Consider the following 26,627-nt stretch of genomic DNA (forward strand, 5'->3'; position numbering starts at 1 on the left):
TAGAGGCTGGATATGAAAATTAGACGTTTTGTTGCCAAAGATATGCGTACTGCATTAGCACAGATAAAAGACGAACTTGGCGTTGATGCGGTTATTATGTCCAACAAAAAAATTCCAGAAGGGGTGGAATTAATGGCTGCGGTTGATTACAACCAAGCCGTGCCACCGGCAAAATTTATTGACAAGACCAGACAAGAAAGCAACGAAGAGCTAAACCCATTAAAGCCAAGAGAGGTCAGTAATGATGTCGTTCGTTTAGGTCAGCAAGTGGTAAGACAAAATCAGCTTTCTTCAGTTGACGTTAATGAAAAAATAAGCACACATACACCCTCGGATAGTTTATCTGCACTGCTTAATCGAAAAGTGCAAAAATCAGTTGGGCAAGCAGATGCGCAAATTTCTGATGAGGTCAATACGGGATCTATCGAGCAGCAACTCAAGAGCTTTACCGATCGGCTCAATCACCCTACTGTTGATAACTCATCGCCTAGACAGCAGCCATTAACTAATTCAGCTACCGTTGAAAGTGATGATGACGATATCACCACTCATACATCGGCAAATATAGCTGCGAGCCCTTTTGCGGAAGAGGTGAATCATGATGTTCACGTACCTTCACAAGATTTAGCTAAAATGCAACAAGAAATGGCCTCTATTCGGTCTTTACTTGAACATCAAGTTTCAGGTTTAATGTGGCAGGATATGGCGCAAAAAGACCCTCAACGAGCCGTGTTAGTAAATCGTTTACTAGCTTTAGGTTTAAATGAACAAATTGCCGATCAAATCGCTGGTTATGTTCCCGAACAGTCCCATGAAAAACAAGCATGGGAACAAGCCAAACAACTCATAGCCCAACAAATTAATACCACCCAAAATGATATTATTAATCGGGGTGGTGTCGTTGCTTTAGTTGGTCCAACCGGAGTAGGTAAAACCACAACCATAGCAAAACTTGCTGCCGGCTTTTCTCAAGTACATGGTAGTGACCAAGTTGCACTTATTTCTACTGATACTTTCCGTATTGCAGGTTTTGAGCAATTAGCAACCTACGGCAAGATAATTGGTTGCCAGGTGAGCCTTGCTAAAGATAGTCAAGAGTTAGACGCTTTATTACAACAATACGCTAAGAAGAAATTAATTTTAATTGATACTGCTGGTATGGGGCAACGTGATTTGCGTCTTGCTGAACAATTGACCGCATTAGTGTCAAACGCTCGGGTTCGAATTCGTAATTATTTGGTGTTAGCGGCAAATACTCAACAAGGGGTTATGCAAGAAAACGTAGATCGCTTTAAAAAAGTACCATTATCGGGTTGTATCTATACTAAACTTGATGAAAGTATCAGTATTGGTGAAATAATTACAACTTCGATACAAAATGGTTTACCAATAGGTTATCTTACTGACGGGCAAAGAGTTCCTGAGGACATTAAAGTTGCAAATGCTGAGAAACTAGTTAATCTGGCAGATAAGATGGCGACTAAATCAAGAAATAATAATGTCAGCGTATTACGGCCAATGCCAGTTGCGCCTGCTGCAACCGGATAAGACTTTAACAATAGCTAAAATAGATATACTTAGAAGTAATAATTAAATGATAGATCAAGCGAGTGGCTTAAGAAAGATGCAAGACCGACAGCAAGTCAAAGTGATAGCAGTTTCAGGCGGCAAAGGAGGTGTTGGAAAAACCAATACTTCCCTTAATACTGCTATTGCCCTAGGACAGCTAGGTAAAAGAGTATTGGTACTTGATGCCGATTTAGGCCTTGCCAATGTAGATGTGATGTTAGGTTTAAGAGTAAAACGTAATTTATCGCATGTGTTGTCGGGTGAATGCGAACTCGATGATATTATTATCGAAGGCCCTGCAGGTATTAAGATTATTCCTGCGACGTCAGGAGCACAGTCGATGGTGGACTTAACTCCATCTGAACATGCTGGGCTTATTCGAGCTTTTAGTGAGATGCAAACGCAGTTTGATGTATTGATCGTTGATACTGCAGCAGGCATTTCAGATATGGTGTTAAGTTTTACGCGGGCTGCGCAGGATGTCATGTTAGTGGTTTGTGATGAACCAACGTCAATTACCGATTGCTATGCTCTAATGAAGTTACTCAGCCGTGATCACGGTGTATTCAAATTCAAAGTCGTTGCTAATATGGTTCGTAGTTCTAAAGAAGGACATCAACTTTTTGCAAAATTAACCAAAGTAACCGATAGATTTCTTGATGTGGCAATAGAGTTGGTTGCTGTCATCCCCTTTGATGAAAACGTTAGAAAATCTGTTCGTAAACAGAAGGTTATCGTGGAGGCTTATCCGCAATCCCCAGCTTCGTTGGCTTATATTGATTTAGCTCATAAAGTTAGTCAATGGCCCGTTCCTAAACAGGCTTCAGGGCACCTAGAGTTCTTCATTGAGCAGTTATTAGCTAATTAATAACTAAGTTTAGGTTTATCTTCACTAAGAGCGATAATACGTGGTAAAAGAAAATAGCTACAATAAACAAATTGATAAAACAGCTTTACTTGTGCAGCACACAGTTTTAGTAAAGCGGATTGCTTATCATTTGTTAGCAAGGCTACCCGCGAGTGTTTTAGTCGATGATTTGATCCAATCGGGTATGATTGGTTTATTTGAAGCCGCTAATAACTTCGATAATAATAAAGGTGCTAGTTTCGAAACTTTTGCCGGGATTAGAATCCGTGGAGCTATGTTAGACGAAATACGTCGAGGCGATTGGACGCCTCGCTCAGTGCATAAAAATAGTAGAATGGTAAGCCAAGCAATTAAAGAACTTGAGGCGCAATTTGGCCGGGATGTAACGGATATTGAAGTCGCTGAAAAACTTGATATTTCATTAAATGACTACCATCATATATTAAGTGAAGTCAGTACGGGTAAAATCCTAGGTATTGATGATTTAGGGGTTAATGAAGACGCGATTAAACTCGTAGATGACTACCTAGGAGATGATCCATATCAAAGTATTGAACACAGTGCATTTAAAAAAGGTTTAACTCAATGTATTAGTGCTTTACCCGAAAGAGAGGCTTTAGTATTGTCCTTATATTACGATGAAGAGTTAAATTTACGAGAAATTGGCCAAGTGATTGATGTAAGTGAGTCACGGGTGAGCCAAATACATAGCCAAGCAATGCATCGACTCAAAGCGCGCATGCAATCTTGGCAAAGTTAACTAGACTGGATAAAGGCTAGCTAACTGCGCTAAAATGAATAAATAACTTGTTAGATAAAAATAACTAATTAACTTTTGAATGTTTCGCCGGAGGGTGCCTTGGATAAAAATATGAAAGTGCTTGTTGTTGATGATTTTTCAACCATGAGACGTATAGTGAAGAATTTGTTACGAGATTTAGGGTTTACCAATATTCAAGAAGCAGATGATGGTAGTACCGCTTTACCTATGCTTCAAGGTGGTGATTTTGATTTTGTAGTAACGGATTGGAACATGCCAGGTATGCAGGGAATAGATTTACTCAAAGCTATTCGTGCAGATGCGAGTTTATCACATATACCGGTATTACTTATTACCGCCGAAGCTAAAAAAGAACAAATTGTAATGGCAGCACAAGCGGGTGTTAATGGCTATATTGTTAAACCTTTTACTGCCGCGACATTAAAAAATAAGTTAGATAAGATTTTTGAACGCTTAGCTTAATGTGCGGATTTTAGCGAGTAATAAATACTCGCTAAAATTGGGTGTTAATCAATATTGTATTAAGGACTTTGCATGAGTATAGCTATGATAGGGCGGGTCTCATTAGAGCAAGCAAAATCTTTGGTTGAACTTTTAGAATCGGGTCAACAAGATGCGGCCGATGCCGTTATTGCTGAGATTCAAAACCCAATCAACTCAGAGCTTTTTGCTGAAATTGGTAAATTAACACGCCAACTTCATGATTCATTGACAAATTTCCAACTAGACTCTAGATTGACGGATCTTGCAACGGCAGAAATTCCGGATGCCAAAGAGCGCCTGAATTATGTTATTACCAGGACAGAAGAAGCGGCTAATAAAACCATGGATGCGGTTGAGGCTATATTCCCCGTTGTTGGTACAATTGCTGAACAAGTGGCTACAGTGAACCCTTCATGGACTAAGTTGATGAACAACAATTTAGACGTAAAGGAATTTAAAGTACTTTGCCTTGATATAGATACTTTGTTAAAAAATACTGGTAAAGAAACACAGCATATCCATAGTTTAATGACTGACGTATTAATGGCACAAGATTTCCAAGATCTTACTGGCCAAGTAATCAGGAAAGTAATTGAATTAGTGATAGAAGTTGAAGAAAGCTTAATAAATATGCTGACGGCTTTTGGTCTATCTTCAGAAGCTATACAAGGAAAATCGGCCCCAAAACTAGGTGATAATCTTGTTGAAGGGCCAATTGTAAATAAAATAAATAGAGATGATGTAGTAGAAGATCAAGATGAAGTTGATGATCTTTTATCAAGTTTAGGATTTTAATGGGAGTTACTGCATGTCTTTTGAAGCAGATGAAGAAATTTTACAGGACTTTTTAGTTGAAGCGGGTGAAATCTTAGAGTCGCTCTCAGAAGAATTAGTTGAGCTCGAAAATGATGTAGATAATGCTGATTTATTGAATTCTATTTTCCGTGGTTTTCATACAGTGAAAGGTGGTGCCGGCTTTCTAAGTTTGGGTGACTTAGTTGATGTCTGTCATGGCGCAGAGAATATATTCGACTTATTACGCACCGGAAAACTCTCTGTTAACGCCGAGTTAATGGACACCATTTTAGCCGCTTTAGATACAGTCAACGATATGTTTGTATTAGTAAAAAACAATGAACCCCTCGTACCTGCGGATGCCAATCTATTAGCTGAGCTTGAAAGGTTAAGTAAGCCAGAAATCGCAAGTGCACCTATAGATGCAAGTGCGGTTGACACAGGCGTTATTGATAGCTCATCAGATGAGATGAGTGAAGATGAATTTGAACGCTTACTGGACGAATTACACGGCTCTGGTAGTGTCACTTCAACGCCAACTCCTACAGAGAATAAACCCGCTAAGCCCTCATCCCCAATGCCTACAGGTTCGAGTGATGAAATTTCAGATGATGAATTTGAATCGTTATTAGATGAATTACATGGTCAAGGTGCTTTTTCTGCTGATGTAGGTGATACAACAAGCAGTGTATTAAATAGTACTGGTAATGATATTGATGACATAGAGTTTGAAAAACTATTAGATGAACTTCACGGTAAAGGTAACGCCCCTAAAGCAGTAGATACCCCGCCTAAAGTAACAGCAAAAAAACCATCAGTTAGTACCGTGGCAACTAAAGCGGTTACTCAACAAACGACGGCTAAAAAATCGACTGCTGTAACTCCAAAAGCTAAGACTAAGAAAGCTTCCGCGACACCTGTTGCTCAAGGAGAGACAACAGTTCGGGTTGATACTAAGCGACTTGATCAAATCATGAATATGGTTGGTGAGTTGGTGCTAGTTAGAAATCGGTTAACAAGTTTGGGTTTACTCTCAGATGATGAAGATTTAAATAAAGCCGTTACTAATCTTGATGCGGTAACGACAGATCTTCAAGGTGCGGTGATGAAAACTCGCATGCAGCCTATTAAAAAAGTGTTTGGTAGATTTCCTCGAGTTGTCCGCGACTTAGCGCGTAGTATGAATAAAGAGATTTCGTTGATTTTAGAGGGCGAAGAGACTGATTTAGATAAAAACTTAGTAGAAGCCCTTGCCGATCCACTGGTGCATTTAGTTAGAAACTCAGTAGATCATGGTATAGAAGCGCCTGATGTACGAGAAGCTATGGGCAAGCCAAGAGAGGGCACAGTATTACTTTCAGCCTCACAAGAGGGCGATCATATTTTATTAACCATTAAAGATGATGGTGCAGGAATGGATGCTGAAAAATTAAAGAACATCGCTATTGAACGTGGTGTGCTTGATACTGAATCAGCAGCTAGAATGACCGATAAAGAAGCATTTAGCCTTATCTTTGCTCCAGGTTTTTCCACTAAAACTGAGATATCAGAAGTATCAGGTCGCGGTGTTGGTATGGATGTGGTTAAAACTAAGATCACTCAGCTTAATGGTACGGTAAATATCGATTCTGAACTTGGCGTTGGCACCGTACTTGAAATTAAAGTGCCGTTAACGTTAGCAATACTGCCAACGCTAATGGTCATTGTCGGGAAACAAACATTTGCCTTGCCATTAGCTTCAGTAAATGAAATTTTTCATCTTAATTTATCAAACACCAATAGTGTCGATGGACAATTAACCATCATTGTTCGAGAAAAAGCAATACCATTATTTTATCTAGATCGGTGGTTGGTACGTAATTTTGTCGAGAAACCTCGCGATACCGGTCATGTTGTCATCGTACAACTGGGTAATCAACAGATTGGCTTTGTCGTTGATAGCTTAATTGGCCAAGAAGAGGTAGTCATCAAGCCACTAGACCGGTTATTACATGGTACACCAGGAATGGCAGGAGCTACTATTACCAGTGATGGTGGTATCGCACTCATTTTAGATATTGGTAACCTGTTAAAATTCTACGCAAAAAAATTACCGGTTAATAAAAAATTACGTAATTAGTGTTTTAAACCAAGCAGCTTAGCTTTTAGCAAAGCGGTATTTATAGTTTAATTTTACCGAGCATCATCAGAGAGGTTAAATGGCCTACAAGGTACTTGTCGTAGACGACTCAAGCTTCTTTAGGCGCAGAGTCACAGACATTTTAAATAAAGATCCAAAACTAAACGTTATTGACGTGGCAGTAAATGGACGAGATGCGGTTGAAAAAGCTATATTGCTGAAACCTGATGTCATCACCATGGACATTGAAATGCCGGTACTTAATGGTATTGATGCTGTTAAACAAATTATGGCAAAAGCACCAACGGCAATATTAATGTTTTCATCGTTAACTCATCAAGGTGCAAAAGCAACACTTGAGGCCCTTGAAGCAGGGGCTTTAGACTTTTTACCAAAAAAATTTAGTGAAATAGCAAAAAGTAGTGATGAAGCTGGGAGTTTATTGCGTCAACGTGTTGTAGGAATTGCTCGAAAACCCGCGCCATTTAAACCAAAAATAGCTCTTCGAACAGGACTTTCAAGCCCACGCCTACAAAAAGAAAGACTACCATCAAGTGCTAATAAACAACTGACACCATCTACCACAGTAACCAGAGATAAAAAAACGCTGACCCGCAGTTCTGGTAAAGAATATAAACTTTTGGCCATTGGTACTTCTACGGGAGGGCCAGTAGCATTACAAAAAATATTAGTGGAATTAGAGTCTAACTTTCCATTACCCATCATTATTGTGCAACATATGCCTGCGGCATTTACTGCAGCATTTGCAAGTCGCTTAAATACCCTGTGTAAAATAAACGTCAAAGAAGCTGCTGATGGCGATGTATTAAAGCCAGGTCATGCTTATTTAGCTCCAGGTGGGCGACAAATGATTATTGCTGGCAGTGAGAGTAGTGCAAAAATAAAAATACTTGATGATGACTCGCCCAAGATAACCTTTAAACCAAGTGTTGATATAAGCTTTGGCTCTGCAGCTAAAACTTTTTCAGGTAAAGTGTTAGGCGTAATATTAACGGGTATGGGCTCTGATGGTAAAGACGGCTCTAGAATGTTGAAAGCTAAAGGTTCGACTATTTGGTCGCAGGACGAACAATCATGTGTTGTTTATGGGATGCCACAAGCTATTGATAAAGCGGGGTTATCTCATCTTTCCTTGCCGTTAGATGTTATAGCTAGCTCTATTGTTAAGGAAGTATCTCGTGGATAAGTTAAGTGTCGCGGGGCTCATCGTTGCAATATTAGCTGTCTATATTGGCTTTACACTTGATGGTGGCCACGTGTCCGCCTTATTTGAATTACCAGCTTTTATTATTGTCTTTGGCGGCACATTAGGGGCTGTAATGATTCAGTCTTCGTTAAAGCAGTTTACTCATGCTCTATCTCTACTTAAGTGGGTTTTTTACCCACCTAAATATGATATTGACCGCGGTATTGAAGAAATAGTGATCTGGGCAACAAAGGCGAGGGAGTCTGGTTACCTTGCATTAGAAGATACCGCACTAGAGATTGAGGACAGCTATACTCAAAAAGGTTTAAATTTATTAGTAGATGGCGCAGAGCTAGACAACTTTCGGGTTGCCTTAGAGCTTGATTTGGATATCTATCGTGAACATAACCTACGCTCTGCTAATGTTTATGAAGCCATGGGAGGCTACAGTCCTACCATCGGAATACTCGGTGCTGTGCTAGGTTTGATTCATGCTATGAGCAATTTAGCCGAGCCTGAATTACTAGGACAAGGTATTGCTACAGCCTTTATTGCCACTATTTACGGTGTTGGTTTTGCCAATTTATTTTACTTACCGGTAGCAAACAAGATTCGCGCTATCGTACATCAACAAACCATGTATAGAGAAATGGTTTGTGAAGGGTTAGTCTCCATTGCCAATGGTGAAAACCCCCATGCGATTGAAAATAAACTATCTGCATTTAGGCTAGATCAATGAATCGTTTGCGTAAAAGAAGACACACAATAGAGCATGATAATGTTCACCGTTGGTTAGTCTCTTACGCTGATTATATGACCTTAATGTTTGCTTTATTTGTGGTCTTATATGCAATGGCCATGGTGAACGAAAAACCTTTTGAGACCATTACTGAGTCTTTTGGCCGTGTATTTCAAGCTTATGAAGATAAGACAAAAAATAGAGGTCATGGTGATGGTGTTTTGATGGTGAATACTAGCAAGACTAATAAAAAACTTTATGGTAATGGTGTCTTAGATATAGCGGGCCCGGAAATACTTGATAATGAAAAAGTGTTATCTAATATTTCTGATGCGCAAGTCGGTAACAACCTGACTTCACTCGAAGAAGAGTTACATACAGCATTATACGAATTAGTTGAATCAGGTTTTGCACAACTACAAATAGATGGTGACTGGTTAGAGATAGAGTTAAACAGTGCTTTGTTGTTCCCCAGTGGCTCATCTTCAGCGACTCTCTCCGCTGAAGCCATTTTATCGGCCATTTATGATGTCATTGGTCAAGCGAGTAACTTTATTCGTGTACGAGGCTATACCGATAATCAAGCGATAAATAATGAAGTTTTCTCATCTAATTGGGAACTGTCTGTTTTTAGAGCTACTGCTATTTTGAGGGTGTTAGAGACGTTAGGTTTAAACCCTGCCCGAATGGCTATCGAAGGTTATGGTCAATACTATCCTAGTGCGGACAATTTAACCGCACAAGGTAGAGCTCAAAATCGCAAGGTGGTTGTTGCTATCTCTAAGTACGGTCTAGAAAAAAAGAACTTACTGAAAACACCAACCATTGACTTAAAAAGTGTTGAAGATATTAGCCGAAGTGGCGCTTTAAATGAAGAAGCTAAAATCAAAGTGATTCGCTTAGAAAATGGTGGTATTAGAATTACCACAAGGGATGATAATGAAAAAACTCCCCTACCTGAGACTGAAAAGTCAACAAATACAAAAAACAAAGATGGTTTAGAATAATAACTTTCAAAAAATAGATTTATTAACGTAAGTGAGTAGTGCCCTTGATTGTGTGGACCGTAGCAAATCAGAAAGGTGGTGTTGGTAAAACCACTACAACTATCGCTCTTGCTGGTATTTTAGCTGAGCAAGGACACAAAGTTTTATTAGTCGATACTGACCCCCATGCTTCATTAAGTTATTATTTCGGCATTGAATCAGAAGATTTAGAGCTGAGCGTTTATGACTTATTTACTCAAGTCTCATCAAGAGAACAAATCCTGCAAACTTTATGTCCAACACATTATTCTAATATTGATATTTTGCCGGCAACAATGAGCTTAGCGACATTAGACCGATCATTAGGGGCTAAAGGGGGCATGGGTTTAGTCCTTAAAAAGGCGGTACAAAAAGTTGCGGATAGCTATGATTATGTTTTGATGGATTGCCCGCCTGTGCTTGGTGTATTAATGGTAAATGCTCTGGCCGCAGCGGATCGTATCGTGATACCGGTTCAAACTGAATTTTTAGCACTTAAAGGCTTAGATCGTATGGTCAAAACCCTGGAAATAATGCAAGGTGAGCAAACAGCCCCTTTCAAATACACAATAGTACCTACTATGTTTGATAAACGGACAAAAGCCTCCATTTTAGCCTTTAAAAAACTGCAAGAAGTCTATACTAATAAGATGTGGCCAGGGGTTGTGCCCATCGATACCAACCTAAGAAATGCTAGTCTTGCACGAAAAGTCCCTTCAGATTATGCAGCAAACTCACGTGGGACTATAGCGTATAAGAGCCTATTGAATTACTTAGTAAAACAAAATGTAAAAAGCAGCGAGGTTGAGTCTTAAATGAGTAAATCGTTGACCGCGAGTAAGAAAATAATGAAAAACTACCTGTCTGAATTGCTGACAGAGTCGGATCTCGAACAAGAGTTATCACCACAACGTACTGAAAAGAAAACGACAAGTAAACCTTTAGCGCATAAAGATAATAAATCGTTAGAAAAATTATTAGAAACAGTGAGTGTAGCTAAAGTCCCCCTTGTAAAAAACCGAGTAGTTAGTGAAGAGGAAGAGCCTCTTTCAGCGATTAAAGTATTACCCTCATCCGTTGAAGAAATCCGAACTGACGATGTTGCTCTAGAGGCGAAAAGCTATCGTCAAGGTGACTTCCAAGCCATGTTTTTTAATGTTGCCGGCTTAACCATTGCCGTTCCTTTGATAGAGCTTGGGGGAATTCACAAAATGGATAAAACGACTAGTTTAATGGGTAAACCTGATTGGTTTAAAGGGGTAATGCTTTATCGAAATGAAAAAATTAATGTTGTCGATACGGCTTTGTGGGTAATGCCAGAAAAATGTGATGAAAAATTGAGGAATTCGCTAAACTATCAATATATTATCATGTTAAAGGATAGTCCTTGGGGACTGATGGCGGAAAATTTAGTTGATACAGTAATATTGCGTCAAGATGAAGTGAAATGGCTAGACACCACCAATAAAAGGCCGTGGTTAGCAGGGCTAGTCAAAGAGAAAATGTGTGCCTTACTTGATGTAAGTGCTTTAATTCAATTACTTGATAAAGGCAGTGACTTTAATCAAGAGCAATAATGTTATTTCTGTCTAATGATAGGCAGTTAAAGTATGTAATTTTAGAGGCGAGTAATATGTCAAATAATAGACGAAGTTCAAATAATAAAGTTGAAGCTAATGATGAAGTGTTGCAATGGGTGACATTTAAATTAGAAAATGAAACTTACGGCATCAATGTAATGCAGGTACAAGAGGTGTTACGTTATAGTGAAATAGCACCGGTACCAGGAGCCCCTCTGTATGTACTGGGTATTATCAACCTACGCGGCAATGTTGTCACTGTTATTGATACCCGTTCTCGGTTTGGTCTAGAGCCATGTGATATTACTGATAATACCCGTGTTGTTGTTATCGAGTCGGAAAAGCAAGTCATTGGTATTTTAGTCGACAGCGTTGCCGAGGTTGTCTATTTAAAATCTTCAGAAATTGATGTAGCACCCAATGTTGGTAATGAAGAAAGTGCTCAATTTATTCAAGGGGTTTCGAACCGTGATGGTGAACTACTCATCTTGGTCGACTTAGACAAATTATTATCAGATGATGAGTGGGATGAGCTTAAGGAATTTTAACCTCTAACTCGCACTATCTAAAATTACTTACCTAAATAAAGTCTGTATTCACAGACTTTTTTATTATGCAATTAATCATGAGTTTTTATTTGAGGCAATAGTCATTAATGTCATTACTAGCCGTCCCTATTATCGCAGTATTAGCACTGTTCTTTGTCGTGTTAACGAGTACAATTTTTTTTATATATTTAACCAAGCTAAAAAATAAAGTACTTCTACTTGATATCCAAATGCAAAGCACTTCTTTACTGGTTGATGAAATACAGTCCTCTACCAGTAAATTACAGCAGGAACTGAAGTCTTTGGCTGCTAACCATGAAGGGGCGGCAATGGAAAACAATCAAGTGACCAAACAATTAGAGCTACGAATAAAGAACTTACAAAGTCAGGCATATGAGCAACAACAACTTGTAATACAATGGCAAGAAAATCAAGGACAAGATAAATTTTATAATAGAGCCTTTAAATTAGCTGAAAAAGGAGCTGATATTGATGAAATCATTAGAGAATGTGAGTTACCTCGTGCAGAAGTTGAAATGTTACTTTCAGTCTACCGGCAGCGCGTTCGAACAAAATAGGGCAGGTCACTATTCTATTACCTTTAGTAACAAAATAGAGTAAAGGTTAGTTAAAACGTTATTCACGAAATTATGAGTTTCATGTTAGACTGCTGTCGTTTTTTAATACATCTCTATGTAACGGCAAGGAATAGGCCCTGTGAGCTCAGCCATAACACTATACATTCGATTATTCATACTTACATTAATTCTATTTCTATCGGGTTGCTCCACAACTCCTGAAAATCACGATAAAAATCAAAGTGAAGCTACTGAGTTTGCTTATGTTGGTGATCCAAGAGACCCTTTTGAAGCTATCAATAGGCCCTTTTGGACTTTCACTTGGGATTATGTTGATAAGTATCTAGCTAAACCCGCATCAGAGGTTTATACCACTTATACGCCACCTTTCTTACGGACGGGTCTATACAATATGGCTTTAAACTTGAATGAGCCTTCAAGTATCATAAATAATATTCTTCAACTAAAATTGACATCAGCTGCAAAAAATACCGGTCGCTTTGTTCTTAACTCGACCATTGGTCTTTTGGGTTTCTATGATCCAGCCAGTGATTTTGATTGGTCAGGGGAGCAAGAGGAGTTTGGTGAGGTACTGGGCAGTTATGGTGTTGGCGACGGGCCCTATCTTGTCATTCCAGGTTTAGGCCCAAGCTCAGTACGAGAAGAAGTGGGGGATTACGTTGATGGACTCTATTGGCCTCTTGTTGTTATTGACTTTTGGCCTAACCTTGCCCGTTTAGGTATCTTAGCCTTAGAGAAAAGATCGGCGATTCGAGATCAAGAGCAGCTCGTGGTCGAGTCAGAAGATCCCTATGAGTTCATTAAGAATGCCTATTTCCAAAATATGAACTATAAACTTTTTGACGGAAACCCCCCGATTATAATTAATGAGGCAGAAGAGGATGCATTGGACGCTTTACTCGAAGAGTTTGATGATTTTGATTAACCAATACCTTTTAGGTAATAAATAGAATAAACGAGTACCTATGCGGATAACAATTTGTTAGAATTGCGATAATTTTTTAGACACACCATATTGGAATCATTAAATGAATATTATTGAAGGTTCGTTTGAAGCAAAGGGCAAGAAATTTGCTATTGTTGTCTCACGTTTTAATCACTTTATTGTTGATAGCTTACTAGAAGGAGCAATTGATGCTCTTAAACGTCATGGTAATGTTAATGATGATGATATTACCGTCGTTCGTGTTCCTGGCGCTTATGAATTACCTTTAGCGGCTAAAAAAGTTGCTGAAAAAGGTGAAACTGATGCCATTATTGCTATTGGCGCTGTAATTCGTGGTGGAACACCGCATTTTGATTTTGTTGCCGGTGAGTGCAACAAAGGTTTAGCGCAAGTGTGTTTAGACAGTGGAATTCCGGTTTCCTTTGGTGTTATTACTACCGATTCAATCGAACAAGCAATTGAGCGAGCTGGAACTAAGGCGGGTAATAAAGGTGCTGAAGCCGCACTTGGCGCCTTGGAAATGGTTAATGTATTAGCTAAGATTTAATTTAATAAATTAACTCCTAAACATTACCTTTAAACTTAAGAAAAATGGACATATATTGTGAAACCTTCTCCGAGAAGAAAAGCCCGTGAGTTAGCCGTACAAGCTACTTACTCATGGCAAATCAGCAAAAACTCTGTAAATGATATTGAAGTTAACTTTATTGCAGAAAATAGTAAACGTCGCTTTGATATTGAATATTTTCAATTGTTATTACGTGGTGTTACCGCAAATGTCAGTGATATTGATGCAGCGATTTCTCCCTTTGTCGATCGCCCTCTTAATGATATTGATCATGTAGAAAAGGCAATTCTACGTGTAGCCGTTTTTGAACTAAAAGATTGTTTAGACGTGCCTTATCGTGTAGTCATTAATGAAGCGATAGAACTAGCAAAATTATTTGCTGCTGATGACAGTCACAAGTTTGTTAACGGTGTTTTAGATAAAACCGTAAAGTTAATTCGTCCTGAAGAATAACCTATTAGTAGCAACTTATTAGTACCAATTTATTAGCAACTAAAGGCCTAGCATGAAAGAGTTCGAGTTAATTAAGCATTTTTTCACCAAACAAAAAGTTAAACGTAAAGACGTTGAACTTGGTATTGGTGATGATTGCGCTGTTTTAGCGCCTATTGTTAATCAAAATATCGTGGTAACCACAGATACATTGGTTGCAGGAGTGCACTTTCCGTTTGATACCAGCCCAAGGGCTATTGGTCATAAAGCCGTCGCGGTTAATTTATCTGATATCGCCGCAATGGGGGCAAAGCCTAGTTGGTTATCTTTAGCGTTAACTTTACCGGAAGTAGATGAAGCTTGGTTAAGTGAGTTCTGTGAAGGTGTTTTTGAGTTGTGTGAGTTTTATAATGTCGAGCTTATTGGTGGAGATACCACCCAAGGTCCTTTAAGTATCACTCTTACCGCACAAGGGCTAACACCAGAGGGAAGTTACTTAACACGAGCAGGTGCTAAAGCAGGCGACTGGCTTTATGTTACTGGTGACCTCGGTGATGCAGCGTTAGCTTTACAACAGATTACCGGTAAAGTGGATATTGAACCACAGTTTATCAGTACCATAAAAGCTAAACTTGACTACCCAAAGCCAAGGATATTAGCCGGGCAAACTCTTCGAGAATACGCCTCTGCAGCGATAGATCTTTCTGATGGGTTAATCGCTGATTTAGGACATATATGTCAAGCATCCAATGTGGGGGCTAACGTAGTACTTGATGCATTACCGCTGTCTACCATAATGCGTGATAGCGTGCTTGCAGATGATGCAATCAAACTGGCCTTATCGGGAGGAGATGACTATGAGTTATTATTTACTGTCTCTGAAGATAACAAAGTTGGCATGGAAACCGCTATGTCACACGTCGGTACTCCGGTCACTTGTATAGGACAATTAAATACATCACAGACCATCTCTACCACGTTGAACAATAAACCTACGCCAATCAATATCGCAGGTTTTGAGCATTTCACTGAATAGCTTCCTTGAGTCGTTTACTAATAATTAAGCGTTTAATTTTATGTCGAGTAAAAATACCCAGGTCAAATTTAATCTTGCTGATCCAATTCAATTCTTAGCATTAGGCTTTGGTAGTGGTTTAGCCCCGAAAGCGCCAGGTACATTTGGTACCCTTGCCGCTGTACCACTTTTTTTACTAATGAGCAGTTTAACGCCGTTAATCTACGCATTATTGGTGCTAGTTGTTTGCATCTCGGGTATATATATCTGTGGAAAAGCAGCAAGTGATGTCGGTGTTCACGATCATGGTGCTATTGTTTGGGATGAATTCGCCGGATTTTTTATCACTATGTTTATGATACCCGTCAGTTGGCAGAGTGTGTTAGTTGGCTTCATTTTATTTCGACTCTTTGATATTGCAAAGCCTTGGCCAATATCACTTGCGGATAAAAAGTTAACCGGCGGCTTTGGTATCATGTTTGACGATGTTCTAGCAGGTCTTTTTGCCCTTGCTATTATGCACCTAATTTTCTGATACTTACTTGCAGTTTCTCGTGCCTTTGTCCTATCAGGACGAAATCCCCGCGGCCAAACCATTATCTTATGATCCGCTCTTTATTTTAGAAAAATAGTATTTTCGCCTCTTATACGCTATTTTTATAACGAGGTGACAAGTGCTGTTTTTTTATGAGTTAGCGGTTATTTTAAAAATATTTAATTCGATTCCTTGTTTTTAGCAAAACTTGCCCTCAGGTCTATTATTAAGTGACACACTTTCATTTAAATTTAATTGTCGTTTAATTTAAATAGTCATTATACCAAAGGGAATAATTCTCGTTAAGTGAGTAAGAAATTACTCTGATTGGTATTAGATCAAATGTCTTTAAGTAACAGTAAAAAAGGAATACCTATGAAAATAAATCTTTCTGGTCATCACGTAGAAGTTAATGATTCAATCAAAGAGCATATCGAAGAAAAATTCTCTAAAATTGCCAACCACTTTCCAACATTAATATCTCTAGACGTAATTGTTTCTAAAGAGCATCATAAATATCAAGTCGAGCTAACGACAAACTATGAAGGTGGACGAATCTCAGCTACCGGTTTAGATGGTGTTATGTACCCGGCTATTGCCAATGCCGCAAAAAAACTCGATGCAGCCCTTAAACATAGAAAAGGGCAATTAAAAGCCAATATACACACCAAACCAGGTGCAACGACTCCTGAAATTGCCCATGAAAAGGTGCAAGAGATGAACCTATCATAATTCTCCTATAATTCTATAATCTTCAAACTAGAAAAGCTGTTGAACCTTGTTCGCAGCTTTTTTTTATTAAATTCCTAAGTTTTTGCTAATTGGTACAAATAATTACTGCATTGTAGACTCGCTGTGTAATAATCAAAACCATTAATATATAAAGCATTAACCTCACAAGGAATTTTTTGATGCTAAAACGCTTTTTAAGACAATCTGATACCTTTCAAACCTCAACGAATAAACTCGCAATTTTTGGACTTTTGACGCTAACCCTTACGGCTTGTAGTAAAGAAGAGGTGAAAATTAAACCACCTGCGCCAGCTGTTTCTGTCTACACCATTAAAGCACAAGCCATTGGCGGCTACCGTGAGTTTGTCGCACGCACTGAAGCTTTTAAAGAAGCTGACTTAAGGGCACGTGTTGAAGGCGAGTTGATTGAACGTCATTTCAAAGAAGGCAGTAATGTTGAAAAGGGTCAAGTCTTATTAAAAATAGACCCCGCAGCATATCAAGCCGCCTTATCAGCAGCCAAAGCTGACTTAAGTTCAAGGGTGTCAGGAGAAGAAAATGCCAAGCGTAACTTAAAACGTGCTAATGACCTTATTGATGACGGTTATATTTCTCAATCTGATTATGATCGTTTAACGACGGAAGAGTCGCAAGCTAAATCAGCGGTTAAAGCTGCACAAGCTTCAGTTGAAAAAGCGGAACTTGATTTAAGCTACACTACAATCACGGCGCCTTTTAGCGGTCGAATTGGTAAAGTAAATTATAATGTCGGTAATATTGTTGGTCCAACAAGTAGTCCCTTGGCGACTCTAATTATAAGCGACCCTATTTTTGTAAGTTTCCAAGTTGAAGAAAGTTTCTACATTTCTTATTTACAACAACTTCAGGGCGCAAGAACGGCCAAAAAACCTGAATTTGAGCTTTCTCTACGGCTGCCAAACAATTCAGAGTATCCAGAAAAAGGTAAGTTAGACTTTGCTGATACTAAAATTGCCCAAGGTATGGGCACTGTTGAACTGAGGACCGTTTTTCCAAACCCTAGAAATATTATTTTACCTGGCCTATTTGTTACCTTGATTGTTGAAACGTTAGATAAGGAAGAGATGGCGCTAATTCCTCAAGCGGCAGTACAAGAAAACCAACAAGGAAAATTTGTATTAATTGTCGGCCAAGATAACAAAGTAAAACAACGCCATGTTGTACTCGGTAGACGAATCAATGCTATGTGGGTAGTAGAGAAGGGTGTTGCTATTGGCGAACATGTGATTGTCGAAGGTTTACAAAAAGTGCGCTCAGGTGTTGAAGTCAATGGCGTTAAAAAATATGTCGATGCACTCACGGGCACCATCTCTGATATGGATAACAAAGCGGCAGATTCTTCAAAAGCTATTGAACCAAACATCAGCCCTAGTGCTACCGTCGATAAATAAACAAGGACGATTTTATGATCAGTAAAACTTTTATCAATCGCCCTAAATTTGCGTTTGTTATCTCTATTGTTATCACCCTTGCCGGCTTAATTGCCATGAGCGTGTTACCGGTAAATATGTACCCAGAAATAACACCTCCTCAAGTGCAAATTTCTGCGGTCTATCCAGGAGCAAGTGCTCAAATTGTTGAAGAGTCAGTTATCAGGCCTATTGAAGAACAGGTCAATGGCGTAGAAGATATGATGTATATCGAATCTTCCGCCTCAAATAATGGTACTGCAGTTATTACGGTATTTTTTAAAGTCGGAACAGATGGCGATATTGCGCAAGTCAATGTGCAGAACAGGGTTGCACTTGCTACTAGCTCACTACCTTCTGAGGTAACTCGTCAAGGGGTTGACGTTAAGAAAAAGTCTAGTTCAATGTTGTTAGGTATTAACTTGTTTTCGGAACAAGAAGGTATCGATCAACTCTTTTTAAGTAATTATGCCTCTAACTATTTAACTGAGCCTTTAGGGCGTATTGAAGGTGTTGCTTCAGCAGAAATAATGGGTGAAATGACCTACAGTATGCGTGTTTGGTTAAACCCTGAACGTATGGCATCTTTAAGTATTACCGTCACCGAAGTACAGCAAGCATTACAAGAACAGAATATGATTGTTGCCGCAGGTAAGTTTGGCGCTAGTCCATCGTTACCTAACCAACAATTTGAGTACTCTATTCAAGCCAAAGGGCGCTTACAAACACCGGAAGAATTCGGTCAAACGATAATTCGCGCTCAGCTCAACGGTAACTTTATCCGCTTAAGTGATATTGCTCGTATAGAGTTAGGTGCAGAAGATTATTCAACCCAAGCAAGGTTAAATGGTAAAGAAACTGCCTTTCTTGTTATCTACCAGCTACCTGATGCTAATGCCACTGAAGTTGCTTCGTTAGTAAAAGCTGAAATGGAAATACTTTCTCAGCGTTTTCCTGATGGTTTAGAGTATGTTATCCCATACGATACCACTAAATTTATTGACCGCTCCATTGAAGAAGTTATGGTTACCCTTTTTCAAGCGATAGCTTTAGTAATATTAGTGGTGTTTTTATTCCTGCAAAATTGGCGTGCCACCATCATCCCAACCCTAGCTATCCCGGTGTCACTCATCGGTACTTTTGCGTTTATGATTTTGATGGGTTATTCAATCAACACCATTACCTTATTTGGTTTAGTACTTGCCATCGGTATCGTCGTTGATGATGCCATTATCGTGATAGAAAATGTTGAGCGTATCTTAAAAGAAGAACAGTTACCCATTAAAGAAGCGGTCACAAAAGCGATGGAGCAAGTCTCTGGACCTATTATCGCTACCACCTTGGTACTGTTAGCTGTATTTGTTCCCGTGGCCTTTATGCCAGGTATTACCGGGGAATTATATAAACAATTCTCAGTGACTATCTCATTTGCTGTGCTAATTTCTTCACTTAATGCTCTAACCCTAAGTCCTGCACTTTGTGTTGTGTTATTAAGCGCTGAAAAAATGAAACCCATTTCCTGGTTAGTGCCATTTGAACGCCTTATTACTAAGGTCACTGGCAGCTATACCAAAGCTGTTGCCTTCTTGCTTAAACGACTTGCTCGGGTCGGCCTTTTTGTCGGCTTAATGTTTATTGGTGCCGGTTGGTTAACAACTTCAGTACCAACAGCATTTTTACCTGCTGAAGACCAAGGTTACCTATTTGTCGATGTTCAGCTACCCGATGCCGCGTCAAGTAATCGTACACAAGCGGTAATGGATAAGATCACACCACTGATATTAAACGACGCCGCCGTTGATGATATTATTACCGTGTCAGGTTACTCACTTCTTGGTGGTGCCGGCTCAAATAATGGTCTGGCGATTATCCTGCTTAAAGATTGGGAAGAGCGTACCGCGCCTGAATTGGGGTTAAAGCAGTTAATCCCACGATTAATGGGGCAATTATGGACTATGCCTGATGCCCAAATCATGGTGTTTAACCCGCCGCCTATCCCTGGTCTTGGCAATAGCTCAGGTTTTGAATTTAAGTTGCAAGACAGTGAAGGTCGAGATCCCGCCGCGTTAGCGCAAGTGATGAACGGTCTCATTTATGAGGCGAATCAACGACCTGAATTAACACGGGTATTTAGTACCTTTAGAGCCAACGTGCCGCAATACTTTTTAGAAGTCGATCGGAATAAAGCCAAAGCACAAGGTGTCTCTTTGTCTGATATATTCTCTACTTTGCAAGCGCAATTAGGCTCTTTATATATTAACGACTTTAGTCAATTTGGACGAACCTATCGCGTCACTATACAAGCTGAAAGTCAGTATCGAAAAGACCCATCAGACTTGCGTTATTACTTTGTCCGTAATAAAGATAATGAAATGGTGCCGCTAACGACCTTAGCAACTATGAAGCCTATTTTAGGGCCAACAACCATTAGTCATTTTAACTTGTATCGTAGTGCGAGTATCACCGGTAATGCCGCTCCGGGCTTTTCTTCAGGACAGTCAATTGATGTTATGGAAGAGCTAGCGAGTAAATTACCTCAAGGTTATATTTACGAATGGTCTGGACAGTCTAAACAAGAATTAGAAGCAGGCAACTTAGCACCTATCTTATTTGGTTTAGCTATTCTCTTTGTTTACCTATTCTTAGTAGCACAATATGAAAGTTGGACTATTCCATTTTCAGTGTTAGCGGCAGTGCCGTTAGCGTTGTTTGGCTCTATGTTGGCACTTTATACAGTTGGCATGGCAAATAATATCTATGCGCAAGTTGGCTTGGTATTATTGATAGGCCTGTCCACTAAAACTGCTATTTTGATTGTCGAGTTTGCCATGGAGCAAAGGGCGGCGGGAGAAACGATTATGAATGCCGCGCTTAATGCCGCTAGAATGCGTTTTCGTGCGGTATTGATGACTGCTTTTTCTTTTATTCTCGGTGTATTACCGTTGGTCTTTGCAACGGGTGCCGGTGCGGGTAGTCGGGTCTCTCTCGGTATCACGGTACTTTCGGGTATGATCGCCGCGACACTATTTGGTACCTTACTTGTGCCTTATTTCTACCTAGTGATACAACGTATGCGAGAAAAATTTAAAGGACATTCAGATGTTAGCTAACGATTTTACCACCGGCTAGCATCAAAAAAGGGCACATACTATATATAAATAGTATGTGCCCTTTTTATTTGTTTGCTAAAAGCTAAGTAACTAGCCAGCGTGTTATTAACCACGAAGCTAGCGCTACTATTTATTCGTTAATCTTGCGCTTGAACTGACTCTTGCGCAGTCTCTGCTTCATCAAGTTTAGCTCTATCCGCTTTTGATACATACTTAGGTTTATTCGTAGTATGAAACTTTGAATTCATTTTTTTAACCTTTTTTTTCAAAATATTGTTCATCTTCTTTTTTCTATTCATCTTATAATCTCTACATATAAACTTAAAATTATTTTGGCTATTTTTTATAGAAAAACAACTACTACAAACATCAATGCCAAGTATGGGTACAACGCCGTCGGCTTTAATGAATTAGCCACATACTCGCTAATAAGTGCCTTGCTCGTTGGACGATTCATTTACCAGTGTTTATACAGCAAATACGGTTTAGTCGACTCACTTATTTGCTCTGCTTCATTTAGCGCTAATTTATCTTCTATCGCTATTATCGCATTTGCTGTTCGACACTGAAAGGTTTTCCAAATACCATCTTGTAGCCAAAGCACAGCGAGTAGTAGTAAGGCAACCAGCACCGTCAATGAAAAAGTGAAGCACAACAAAGTGATAGCGGTGGCAACCAGCTTGATAATTAAGGCATAATTTTCATAACTTTCATGATTGTTATGCAAAGTTTGCCATTGCTGGAGTCATAACGGTTTTGAAACTGTGGTCATAGGGCTGAATACCATTGTTCTAATGTACTGGGGTTGAGCAAAAATTACTGTTATTATGCGCGCATTATCTTTCTCTTGAAAGTTTTCTTATTTATATAATGAAAGCTTTCTTATCTTTTGGCTTAGCGCTTAGCTAGGCAATATAAACCAGAGGCGTTTATTTTGAGTACTAATTCAACTACATCATCGTTAGCTTTTTCTTCATTAAGCTTAAAACAGGATCTAGTTAAAAACTTATCGTCCCTTGGCTATGAGAAAATGACACCCATTCAAGCGAAAACCTTACCTGAATTGCTTAAGGGAAAAGATGTTATTGGCGAAGCAAAAACGGGCTCAGGCAAAACCGCGGCCTTTGGTTTAGCATTACTTAACAAACTAGAAGTTAAAAAGTTTCGCATTCAATCCATGGTGATTTGTCCAACCCGTGAACTGGCTGACCAAGTAGCGAAAGAGTTGAGAAAACTAGCACGTGGTATTCATAATATTAAAATATTGACACTTTGTGGCGGCACACCCTTTGGTCCACAAATTGGTTCTTTAGAGCATGGTGCACATGTTATTGTTGGTACCCCAGGTCGCCTTGAAGAACACGTTATAAAAGGCACATTACAATTAGATAACTTAAACTTATTAGTGCTTGATGAAGCTGACCGTATGCTAGAAATGGGCTTTCAAGCGGCACTTGATAATATTGTTGGACGTACACCACTTGACCGTCAAACGTTACTTTTTAGTGCAACGTTTCCAGACCAAATCAAGTCTATTAGCAAAAGTATCATGACCGATCCTGTGATGGTGAAAATCGCTTCTAGTGAAGACCAATCAACAATCAGTCAAAAATTCTTTAAAGTAAGTGACGATGACAGTCGCCTAGACGCGTTACGTTTATTGTTACTGGACAAGCAAGTTGAATCGACCGCTATTTTTTGTAATACCAAAAAAGAAACCAAGCAAGTGGCCGATGCCTTACATTACGATGGTTTTAGCGTTTTAGCTTTACATGGCGATTTAGAACAACGTGATAGGGATCAAACCTTATTACGCTTTGCCAACAAAAGTGCTTCCATCCTTGTCGCTACTGATGTTGCTGCCCGTGGCTTGGATATTGATAGTTTAGATTTAGTTATTAATTATCATATTGCCCGCGATAGTGAAGTACACATACATAGAATTGGCCGAACAGGGCGTGCAGGTAGCAAAGGTTTAGCGTATTCACTATTTAGTGATAAAGAAAGTTATAAAGTTGGTTTACTTGAAGATTACCTTGAAGCTGTTATCACACCTGAGCCGTTGCCTTCATCAGCTGTACTTAGTTATGAACGTCCACAAGCTAAAATGGCAACCATTCAAATTGATGGCGGTAAAAAGCAAAAAGTTAGAGCTGGAGATATTTTAGGTGCACTTACTGGTGATAATGGCATTAAAGGCTCAGAAGTTGGTAAAATTTCGGTACTTGATAACAAAGCCTATGTAGCTGTTACTAAAGGCGCGTTAAATTTAGCGTTGCGAAAGATAACTAAAGGCAAGATGAAAGGGCGTACCTTCAATGCACGTCACTTAACTTTTTAATAAGCTAACGTCTACATTAAAAAACTCAATGAAAAAAGCCTACCAAGAGCTGCTTGCTAACAAGCAGCTCGATTTTGATGCCGCTCAAACTCAAGCTATTGATGCTTTAGTATTATTATCAGAGCAACTGATTGAGCAGCAAAATTTACCAAAAAAACTAAAAAAAACCGTTCCAGGTTTATATTTTCATGGCCGAGTCGGTCGAGGTAAAACCATGCTGATGGATTTATTTTACCAGCACTTGCCGATAAAAAATAAGAAACGTATTCATTTCCACCACTTTATGGAAAGTGTGCATCAGCAACTGGCCAAGCTAACCGGAAAATCAGAGCCACTTACCCATATAGCCAAAGCGTGGGCAAAAAATATTGATCTATTATGCTTTGATGAATTTTTTGTCAGTGACATTGGCGATGCCATGTTATTGAGTGGTCTTTTTTCAGCTTTATTCGCCCAAGGTGTAACCCTTGTTGCTACCTCTAATTGCCAACCTGAACAGCTTTATCGTAACGGCTTGCAACGAGATCGCTTCTTACCAACCATTGCTTTGATTAATCAATATTGTCAGATTGTCTCTATTGATGGTGATGTCGATCATAGGCGCAGTAAGCTGTCTAAAAACGCTAATTATAATAATTATTTTTTATTAGCTGACCAAGGCCAAGATAAATTATTTACCCGCTTTAAAAGTCAGACCAAGGAAAAGTCTTTAGTTGCCGGTATTATAGAAATTAATCACCGACCAATGAGTTATCTAGCGAAAACTGATAAAGTCATTTTTTTTGATTTTTTTGCACTTTGCTCTGGCCCTCGTAGTCAACGAGATTATATGGCACTCGCCCAAGACTTTAGTACGGTTTTTATTGCTAATGTACCCCAATTCTCAGGTAAGTTAATCCCGGCAGTTTTTTCAGGTGTTGAAGATAGTTATCAACGTAGTGGTGTGTTAATGGGTGATTTGCAGCAACTTGATGATGAAGCTAGGCGATTTATTGCCCTTGTTGATGAGTTTTACGATCAGAGCATTAAGTTAGTCGTTAGTGCTCAAGTTGATATATTTGAGCTATATCAGGGCCAACAACTGGCTTTTGAATTTGAACGTTGTCAATCACGGTTAATTGAAATGCAAAATAATTAACCATCACCCTAAAAAACTAAAAAACTAATAACTAGTCAATTTGACTAATTTGCTTACTTTTTATTAATGAATTAATATTGATTTTTAGCCATCTGTTTGATATCTATATAAAAATAAACTTGGCATTATGCTTGTAACATAATTCCTGTAATTATTTTAATTTTATAATAATGGATAGCTAAACTAATCAGATCCATTAAATCTACTTCTTAAGGAAAGACACCATGACTTATTTTCACGCGACATTAGTTGCTAGTGCCATTACGCTATCACTTGCATCATCAGCGGCAACTGCTTTTGAGTCCTGTAATGTAGAGTTATCAGCAGGCTTTACCATAGATGCCAACTCGATTGAGTTCTTGCAAGAGAAAAGTAAGCATGATGAGCAACAGGTTAGCTTGTATAAAATCATTGAGGGTAAAAAACTTTTTATCGACAATAAAAGTATTAAGTTATCTAGCCAACAACAAGCGTTAGTACAGCAATATGATGAAAAAATTCGTCACTTAGTACCGCAAGTAAAAAGTGTTGCTATCGAAGGTGTTGACCTAGCCGTTGATGGTATAAATCTCGCCTTTAATGGCCTGTTAGGCGAAGGAAATAGTGTTGCCGCAAGTTTGACTAAAGAACTTGAACTGATTCGAACACAAATTGAAAGCAGCCTAACCATCGAAAATGGTATCTCAATCGGCGTTGATGGTTTAGAAAACGAAGCGCTATTAGGTAAAGATTTCGAGCAACGTATGGACTCGGTCATTGAGAAAGCAGTTATCAACTCTATAGGCAGTATTATGATTGCCATGGGCCAACAAATGATGGCTGATGATGACGGGCAGAGTTTTCAGCAGCGTATGGAAAGCTTTGGTGAAACAATGGAGCAAGAAATGACAACCCGATCGGCTCAAATTGAAAAGAAAGCACAGGCACTATGTGTCGATATTGCCGAGCTTGATGCCTTAGAAGAACAACTTAAAGCTGAAGTTGAACCACTTGCCCATACAAATGTGTTTACTGTTACTGTAGAGAATACGGAGAAATTAGATCCTAATGTGAAGTAGCCATAACCCTATTGGATAAATAACGATATTCCGTTTAAGTAAATATCCTACGAATATTGCTCAACACTAAGACTCTGCGCTGATATAATCGCAAAGTCTTTTTTTATGTCCCAATTAGTGAAACATGCACGCTGTCCATCAATTACATCAATACCGTAAAAGTATCAGTACTACCACCTATAAAGCCAGAGGACAGCGTGTTATTCGCTGTGAACTGTGCCAGCTAGCCCAACAGTTCTGTATATGTGAGTTATCTCCAAGTAAAGAGAAAATAGAGACCACAGTTGGCTTTTTATTACTAATGTATGACACTGAAGTGTTAAAACCGAGCAATACCGGTAAACTCATTGCCGATCTTATTCCCGATACCTTTGCTTTTTTATGGTCAAGAACCCAAGAAAACCCTGAGTTATTAGCGGTGCTTAATGATGAAAAGTGGTTTCCTCTACTGGTGTTTCCACAAGAGTATGCGGGCGAGGAACGTCAAGTATTCACCAATAAGGTCATTTGTCCACAAGGTAAAAGGCCTCTTTTTATCATGCTCGATGGCAGTTGGCGAGAAGCTAAAAAAATGTTTCGTAAAAGTCCCTATTTAGATGGATTTCCCATGGTGTCGTTTGATGCTAAAACTGCGCTGCAAGCCGTCAGCGGCAATTGCCAAAACGAGAACAACAGTCACTTATCTCCTGTCGGACAAGACTCACGTTACACGGTCAGAAAAACTGCACTTGAACATCAATTTTCAACTGCAGAAGTAGCGGCAAGAGTATTAGCGATGCATGGCGAAGCTAATAATGCCCATGTACTCGACTTATGGTTTGATGTGTTCAACTTTCAATATCAAAAAAGTGTCTGTCAGCGTAATAAGGGCAACGTAAATGCCATTGAGAACTATCAAAACTTTATTGCTAAGATCTATGGTAAATAACTAACGTTAACCCAGTTGCAGTTAACGTTAAGGTAAACATATACTTAGGCGAACCTTGTAAAT

Annotated in this window: 27 protein-coding genes; 25 read left to right on the forward strand and 2 right to left on the reverse strand. The window is 39.1% G+C overall.

Translation table 11 applies throughout. The features are described from left to right. Positions 1 to 12 precede the first annotated feature (12 nt). From flhF to F580_RS0107280, 21 genes are all read left to right on the forward strand, one after another. On the forward strand, positions 13 to 1,548 hold the full coding sequence (flhF, locus tag F580_RS0107180; protein ID WP_019027031.1) for a flagellar biosynthesis GTPase FlhF: 1,536 nt from the start codon (positions 13 to 15) through the stop codon (positions 1,546 to 1,548). 46 nt (positions 1,549 to 1,594) lie between these two features. After that, positions 1,595 to 2,437, forward strand: a complete 843-nt coding sequence (locus F580_RS0107185; RefSeq protein WP_019027032.1) for a MinD/ParA family protein — start codon at positions 1,595 to 1,597, stop codon at positions 2,435 to 2,437. 40 nt (positions 2,438 to 2,477) lie between these two features. Then, positions 2,478 to 3,197: an RNA polymerase sigma factor FliA gene (locus tag F580_RS0107190; RefSeq protein WP_019027033.1), complete on the forward strand. Its 720-nt coding sequence runs from the start codon at positions 2,478 to 2,480 to the stop codon at positions 3,195 to 3,197. A 99-nt stretch (positions 3,198 to 3,296) separates the two neighbouring features. Next, positions 3,297 to 3,680, forward strand: a complete 384-nt coding sequence (gene cheY / locus F580_RS0107195) for a chemotaxis response regulator CheY (protein WP_026301303.1) — start codon at positions 3,297 to 3,299, stop codon at positions 3,678 to 3,680. Positions 3,681 to 3,752: 72 nt separating this feature from the next. Beyond that, entirely contained in the window at positions 3,753 to 4,496 is a 744-nt protein-coding gene (locus F580_RS0107200; RefSeq protein WP_019027035.1) for a protein phosphatase CheZ, read from the forward strand. A 13-nt stretch (positions 4,497 to 4,509) separates the two neighbouring features. After that, the gene (locus F580_RS0107205; RefSeq protein WP_019027036.1) at positions 4,510 to 6,615 is read left to right on the forward strand and encodes a chemotaxis protein CheA; all 2,106 of its coding nucleotides are present in this window, start codon (positions 4,510 to 4,512) and stop codon (positions 6,613 to 6,615) included. Positions 6,616 to 6,694: 79 nt separating this feature from the next. Beyond that, positions 6,695 to 7,822, forward strand: coding sequence for a protein-glutamate methylesterase/protein-glutamine glutaminase (locus tag F580_RS0107210; protein ID WP_019027037.1), 1,128 nt, complete (start codon positions 6,695 to 6,697; stop codon positions 7,820 to 7,822). Continuing rightward, positions 7,815 to 8,561 (forward strand): flagellar motor protein, encoded by a 747-nt coding sequence (locus F580_RS0107215; protein ID WP_019027038.1) that lies wholly within the window; start codon positions 7,815 to 7,817, stop codon positions 8,559 to 8,561. The genes F580_RS0107210 and F580_RS0107215 overlap by 8 nt, the downstream gene beginning before the upstream one ends. Then, a complete protein-coding gene (locus F580_RS0107220; protein ID WP_019027039.1) occupies positions 8,558 to 9,568 on the forward strand; it encodes a flagellar motor protein MotB in 1,011 nt (336 codons plus the stop codon). Before F580_RS0107215 ends, F580_RS0107220 begins: the two co-directional genes overlap by 4 nt. A 44-nt stretch (positions 9,569 to 9,612) precedes the next feature. Continuing rightward, entirely contained in the window at positions 9,613 to 10,401 is a 789-nt protein-coding gene (locus F580_RS0107225; protein WP_026301304.1) for a ParA family protein, read from the forward strand. Further along, complete coding sequence (locus F580_RS0107230) at positions 10,402 to 11,163, forward strand: chemotaxis protein CheW (protein ID WP_026301305.1); 762 nt, start codon at positions 10,402 to 10,404, stop codon at positions 11,161 to 11,163. It abuts the gene before it with no gap. A 56-nt stretch (positions 11,164 to 11,219) separates the two neighbouring features. Then, positions 11,220 to 11,714, forward strand: coding sequence for a chemotaxis protein CheW (locus F580_RS0107235; RefSeq protein WP_026301306.1), 495 nt, complete (start codon positions 11,220 to 11,222; stop codon positions 11,712 to 11,714). Positions 11,715 to 11,821: 107 nt separating this feature from the next. Further along, positions 11,822 to 12,292 carry a DUF2802 domain-containing protein gene (locus F580_RS0107240; protein WP_019027043.1) on the forward strand — a complete coding sequence of 157 codons (471 nt, stop codon included), beginning with the start codon at positions 11,822 to 11,824 and terminating at the stop codon, positions 12,290 to 12,292. Between the two features lie 139 nt (positions 12,293 to 12,431). Then, complete coding sequence (locus F580_RS0107245; RefSeq protein ID WP_019027044.1) at positions 12,432 to 13,238, forward strand: MlaA family lipoprotein; 807 nt, start codon at positions 12,432 to 12,434, stop codon at positions 13,236 to 13,238. Positions 13,239 to 13,341: 103 nt separating this feature from the next. Next, on the forward strand, positions 13,342 to 13,806 hold the full coding sequence (ribH, locus tag F580_RS0107250) for a 6,7-dimethyl-8-ribityllumazine synthase (protein WP_019027045.1): 465 nt from the start codon (positions 13,342 to 13,344) through the stop codon (positions 13,804 to 13,806). Between the two features lie 57 nt (positions 13,807 to 13,863). Then, positions 13,864 to 14,280 carry a transcription antitermination factor NusB gene (gene nusB, locus F580_RS0107255; protein WP_019027046.1) on the forward strand — a complete coding sequence of 139 codons (417 nt, stop codon included), beginning with the start codon at positions 13,864 to 13,866 and terminating at the stop codon, positions 14,278 to 14,280. A 52-nt stretch (positions 14,281 to 14,332) separates the two neighbouring features. Continuing rightward, positions 14,333 to 15,295 carry a thiamine-phosphate kinase gene (gene thiL, locus F580_RS0107260; RefSeq protein WP_019027047.1) on the forward strand — a complete coding sequence of 321 codons (963 nt, stop codon included), beginning with the start codon at positions 14,333 to 14,335 and terminating at the stop codon, positions 15,293 to 15,295. 40 nt (positions 15,296 to 15,335) lie between these two features. Then, complete coding sequence (locus tag F580_RS0107265; protein ID WP_019027048.1) at positions 15,336 to 15,809, forward strand: phosphatidylglycerophosphatase A family protein; 474 nt, start codon at positions 15,336 to 15,338, stop codon at positions 15,807 to 15,809. A gap of 375 nt (positions 15,810 to 16,184) precedes the next feature. Then, positions 16,185 to 16,541 (forward strand): ribosome hibernation-promoting factor, HPF/YfiA family, encoded by a 357-nt coding sequence (gene hpf, locus F580_RS0107270; RefSeq protein WP_019027049.1) that lies wholly within the window; start codon positions 16,185 to 16,187, stop codon positions 16,539 to 16,541. A 179-nt stretch (positions 16,542 to 16,720) separates the two neighbouring features. Continuing rightward, the gene (locus tag F580_RS0107275) at positions 16,721 to 17,971 is read left to right on the forward strand and encodes an efflux RND transporter periplasmic adaptor subunit (protein ID WP_019027050.1); all 1,251 of its coding nucleotides are present in this window, start codon (positions 16,721 to 16,723) and stop codon (positions 17,969 to 17,971) included. A gap of 14 nt (positions 17,972 to 17,985) precedes the next feature. Then, on the forward strand, positions 17,986 to 21,099 hold the full coding sequence (locus F580_RS0107280) for an efflux RND transporter permease subunit (protein ID WP_019027051.1): 3,114 nt from the start codon (positions 17,986 to 17,988) through the stop codon (positions 21,097 to 21,099). A 137-nt stretch (positions 21,100 to 21,236) separates the two neighbouring features. Here the strand turns inward: F580_RS0107280 and F580_RS25930 are convergent, their stop codons facing one another. Both F580_RS25930 and F580_RS0107290 read right to left on the reverse strand, forming a co-directional pair. Then, on the reverse strand, positions 21,237 to 21,398 hold the full coding sequence (locus tag F580_RS25930) for a DUF2986 domain-containing protein (RefSeq protein WP_019027052.1): 162 nt from the start codon (positions 21,396 to 21,398) through the stop codon (positions 21,237 to 21,239). Positions 21,399 to 21,556: 158 nt separating this feature from the next. Next, positions 21,557 to 21,826, reverse strand: a complete 270-nt coding sequence (locus F580_RS0107290; RefSeq protein ID WP_019027053.1) for a hypothetical protein — start codon at positions 21,824 to 21,826, stop codon at positions 21,557 to 21,559. A 207-nt stretch (positions 21,827 to 22,033) separates the two neighbouring features. Here F580_RS0107290 and dbpA point away from each other — a divergent pair, with 207 nt between their 5' ends. The 4 genes from dbpA to F580_RS0107310 all read left to right on the forward strand — a co-directional run bounded on the left by dbpA (position 22,034) and on the right by F580_RS0107310 (position 26,564). Beyond that, the gene (dbpA, locus tag F580_RS0107295) at positions 22,034 to 23,440 is read left to right on the forward strand and encodes an ATP-dependent RNA helicase DbpA (RefSeq protein ID WP_019027054.1); all 1,407 of its coding nucleotides are present in this window, start codon (positions 22,034 to 22,036) and stop codon (positions 23,438 to 23,440) included. 28 nt (positions 23,441 to 23,468) lie between these two features. Continuing rightward, complete coding sequence (gene zapE / locus F580_RS0107300) at positions 23,469 to 24,578, forward strand: cell division protein ZapE (protein ID WP_019027055.1); 1,110 nt, start codon at positions 23,469 to 23,471, stop codon at positions 24,576 to 24,578. 224 nt (positions 24,579 to 24,802) lie between these two features. Next, positions 24,803 to 25,636, forward strand: a complete 834-nt coding sequence (locus tag F580_RS0107305; protein ID WP_019027056.1) for a DUF2884 family protein — start codon at positions 24,803 to 24,805, stop codon at positions 25,634 to 25,636. A gap of 124 nt (positions 25,637 to 25,760) precedes the next feature. Further along, positions 25,761 to 26,564, forward strand: a complete 804-nt coding sequence (locus F580_RS0107310) for a tRNA-uridine aminocarboxypropyltransferase (protein ID WP_019027057.1) — start codon at positions 25,761 to 25,763, stop codon at positions 26,562 to 26,564. Positions 26,565 to 26,627 lie beyond the last annotated feature (63 nt).

The sequence above is a fragment of the Colwellia piezophila ATCC BAA-637 genome (genome assembly GCF_000378625.1).
Taxonomy (GTDB): domain Bacteria; phylum Pseudomonadota; class Gammaproteobacteria; order Enterobacterales; family Alteromonadaceae; genus Colwellia; species Colwellia piezophila.

Bases quoted from the DNA above. Each gene is read 5' to 3' on its own strand.
- flhF (WP_019027031.1), top strand. From the start codon at position 13: ATGAAAATTAGACGTTTTGTTGCCAAAGATATGCGTACTGCATTAGCA.
- F580_RS25930 (WP_019027052.1), bottom strand. From the start codon at position 21,398: ATGAATAGAAAAAAGAAGATGAACAATATTTTGAAAAAAAAGGTTAAA.
- F580_RS0107200 (WP_019027035.1), top strand. From the start codon at position 3,753: ATGAGTATAGCTATGATAGGGCGGGTCTCATTAGAGCAAGCAAAATCT.
- thiL (WP_019027047.1), top strand. From the start codon at position 14,333: ATGAAAGAGTTCGAGTTAATTAAGCATTTTTTCACCAAACAAAAAGTT.
- hpf (WP_019027049.1), top strand. From the start codon at position 16,185: ATGAAAATAAATCTTTCTGGTCATCACGTAGAAGTTAATGATTCAATC.
- zapE (WP_019027055.1), top strand. From the start codon at position 23,469: ATGAAAAAAGCCTACCAAGAGCTGCTTGCTAACAAGCAGCTCGATTTT.
- ribH (WP_019027045.1), top strand. From the start codon at position 13,342: ATGAATATTATTGAAGGTTCGTTTGAAGCAAAGGGCAAGAAATTTGCT.
- F580_RS0107235 (WP_026301306.1), top strand. From the start codon at position 11,220: ATGTCAAATAATAGACGAAGTTCAAATAATAAAGTTGAAGCTAATGAT.
- F580_RS0107185 (WP_019027032.1), top strand. From the start codon at position 1,595: ATGATAGATCAAGCGAGTGGCTTAAGAAAGATGCAAGACCGACAGCAA.
- F580_RS0107305 (WP_019027056.1), top strand. From the start codon at position 24,803: ATGACTTATTTTCACGCGACATTAGTTGCTAGTGCCATTACGCTATCA.
- F580_RS0107205 (WP_019027036.1), top strand. From the start codon at position 4,510: ATGTCTTTTGAAGCAGATGAAGAAATTTTACAGGACTTTTTAGTTGAA.
- F580_RS0107210 (WP_019027037.1), top strand. From the start codon at position 6,695: ATGGCCTACAAGGTACTTGTCGTAGACGACTCAAGCTTCTTTAGGCGC.
- F580_RS0107220 (WP_019027039.1), top strand. From the start codon at position 8,558: ATGAATCGTTTGCGTAAAAGAAGACACACAATAGAGCATGATAATGTT.
- F580_RS0107310 (WP_019027057.1), top strand. From the start codon at position 25,761: ATGCACGCTGTCCATCAATTACATCAATACCGTAAAAGTATCAGTACT.
- F580_RS0107265 (WP_019027048.1), top strand. From the start codon at position 15,336: ATGTCGAGTAAAAATACCCAGGTCAAATTTAATCTTGCTGATCCAATT.
- F580_RS0107230 (WP_026301305.1), top strand. From the start codon at position 10,402: ATGAGTAAATCGTTGACCGCGAGTAAGAAAATAATGAAAAACTACCTG.
- F580_RS0107275 (WP_019027050.1), top strand. From the start codon at position 16,721: ATGCTAAAACGCTTTTTAAGACAATCTGATACCTTTCAAACCTCAACG.
- F580_RS0107240 (WP_019027043.1), top strand. From the start codon at position 11,822: ATGTCATTACTAGCCGTCCCTATTATCGCAGTATTAGCACTGTTCTTT.
- F580_RS0107280 (WP_019027051.1), top strand. From the start codon at position 17,986: ATGATCAGTAAAACTTTTATCAATCGCCCTAAATTTGCGTTTGTTATC.